A 2,625-nucleotide genomic window follows, 5' to 3' on the forward strand; every position below is an offset into this window, starting at 1 on the left:
CCGCGCTGGCCGCCGACCACCAGCTGCAGCTGCCGGCCAGCCTGGCCCGGGGTCTCTACCTGCTGGAGGTGCAACAGGGCGGCACCCTGGCCGTACGCCGCATCGAGCGGCGCTAAGCCGACAGACCAGCTTTCACAGAAAAGCCTCCGCACCCGCGGGGGCTTTTTTGTTGGGCCGAAAGCGGCATCGTTGTCGGGAACGATTGCGCAAGTAAATCGGGGTAAATGCTTGTTGGTGACCGGCTGCGGCAGGATTTTTATTGAGTAATTCTCCGCGCAATCTGCCTGACTTGTCATGAAAACATTGTTGCCAACGCTGGTAATCGGGTGGCTGCTGCTGGCCGGCGGGCCGGCGGGCCACGCCCAAACGGTAACCGTGGCAGCCGACGGCTCGGGCCAGTTTCGCACCATTCAGGAAGCCATCAACAGCCTGCCCGATACGGCCGCGAAGCCGCGCACGGTGTACCTGAAAAACGGCATTTATCGCGAGAAAGTCTACCTCGATGGCAAGGCCAGCGTGGTGCTGAAAGGCCAGAGCGAGAAGGGCGTGGTGCTGACTTACCCGCAGGCCCGCGATATGTGGCTGTGCGGCCCCGGCGCCACGGCCGGCGACTGGGGCGTGGCCACCCTCAACCTGCGCAACTGCCCCGACATCACCCTCGAAAACCTCACCGTTGTCAACAGCTACGGCTTCGAGGCGGCGGGCGAAGTCACGATTGATTGCCCCACGGCCCCGACGGGACGGAAAACCGTGAGCAAAACCGGCCACCAGATGGCCCTGCGCGCCCTGCCCGGCACCACGCGCCTCGTGGTACGGCACTGCACGTTCCGGGCGCTGGGCGGCGACACCGTGAGCCCCTGGGACATGGAGGCCGGCGCGTATTATTTTCAGGACTGCACGATGGAGGGCGGCGTGGACTTTTACTGCCCGCGCGGCTGGGCCTACGCCGAAAACTGCCGCTTCATCTGCCACAGCAAGGAAGCGGCCATCTGGCACGACGGCTCAGGCAGCCGCGACTCGAAAACCGTGCTGCGCAACTGCACTTTCACGGGCGACGACGGTTTCAAGCTCGGGCGCTTCCACCGCGAGGCGCAGTTTTATTTGGTGAACTGCCGGTTTGCGGCCAACATGGCCGATGCCGACATTTACCATGCGGCCTCGGGGCCCGGCGCCAAGCAGTGGGGCCGCCGCGTGTACTACGCCAACTGCCACCGCGCGGGCGGCGACTTTGCCTGGATGAAGGACAACCTGAATACCGCCGAGGGCTCGCCGAAAGCCCGGGAGATTACCGCGGCCTGGACGTTTGGCGGGCGCTGGAACCCGCTGACCGGGGCCGTGCGCGCCACGCCGCCCTTACCCGCCAGCCAACTCGATACCACCGCCGAAAAGATGCTGCTCTACCAGCGGGCGGTGGGCGGCTGGCCCAAGGCGTTGGGCGAGGTGAAGGTGAGCTACGCCGCCCGCCTCAGCCCCGGCGCCCGCGCCGGCCTGCTCGACGGCAAAAACCAGAACGACGCCACCATCGACAACGACGCCACGACCCGCGAAATCCACTACCTGCTCAAAGCCTTCCAGCAAACCAACAACCCGGCCTACCGCCAGGCCGCCGAAAACGGTATTCGCTACCTGCTGAAAATGCAGTACGCCAACGGCGGCTTCCCGCAGTTCTATCCCGACTTAAGCAGCTACCGCCACGAAATCACCTACAACGACGACGCCATGATTCGGGCCCTGACCGTGTTGCGCAGCGTGGCCCGGCAGCAGGAGCGGTACGCCCTAGTGAGCCCCGACCTCGTGGGCCCGGCCAAAGATGCCGTGGCCCGGGGCCTGGCCTGCATCCTCAAAACCCAGGTGATGCAGCAGGGCCGCCCCACGGCCTGGTGCGCTCAGTACGACGAGGTGAGCCTGCTGCCCGCCAAGGCCCGCGCCTTCGAGCTGCCCTCGCTCAGCGGCGAAGAGTCGGTCGGCATTGTGCGCTTTCTGATGGATACCGAGCAACCCACGCCTGAAATAAGAGCGGCGGTGGAAGGCGCCGTGACCTGGTTCGAGCAGGTGAAAATGCCCAACCTGGCCCTCAGGGAAATTGCCGCGCCGCAGGAGCCGCGTGGCATCGACCGCGTGCTTGTGGCGCAGCCCGGCGCGGTGCTATGGGCCCGCTTTTACGAGCTGGGCACCAACCGGCCGATTTACGTGGGCCGCGACAGCCAGGTGCACTACAAGCTGCGCGAAATCGAAAACGAGCGCCGCGCCGGCTACGCCTACGTCGGCACCTGGCCCGCCGAACTGTTGGCCGTAGACTACCCGGCGTGGCGCAAGCGGGTAGGTAGCGAGGGCGGCAAGTAACGGGATGAGCAGACGCAGAGACGCGAAGTGTTGCTTACGTCTCTACAGTTTTTCTTCCAGCCATAAATACCCCGCTGCCAGCAGAAACAGACCGAAAAACCACCCCGCTGGCCACGGCACCGGCACGGTGTCGGGAGTAGCAGCCGAGGCAATAGGGGCCGCCGTGGCAGCCAACTGCGCGGCTGCTTGTTGGCGAGTGGTCAGCTCTGGCCCCGGCCAGGCGGTGGCCGGATACACGTAGAAGTTGAACGCAGTGCGGCCCGGCCCGCTGATGCGGTGCCA

Annotated in this window: 1 protein-coding gene and 1 pseudogene; one reads left to right on the forward strand and one right to left on the reverse strand. The window is 65.5% G+C overall.

Going from position 1 to position 2,625, the window contains the following annotated elements; genetic code table 11:
* Window positions 1-294: 294 nt before the first annotated feature.
* Complete coding sequence (pelA, locus tag ACYVDE_RS19850; protein WP_460503271.1) at window positions 295-2,343, forward strand: pectate lyase; 2,049 nt, start codon at window positions 295-297, stop codon at window positions 2,341-2,343.
* A gap of 42 nt (window positions 2,344-2,385) precedes the next feature.
* Here pelA and ACYVDE_RS19855 read toward each other — a convergent pair.
* Window positions 2,386-2,625: pseudogene (locus ACYVDE_RS19855) on the reverse strand (hypothetical protein); the annotation flags it as partial.

It is taken from the genome of Hymenobacter agri (assembly GCF_054778495.1).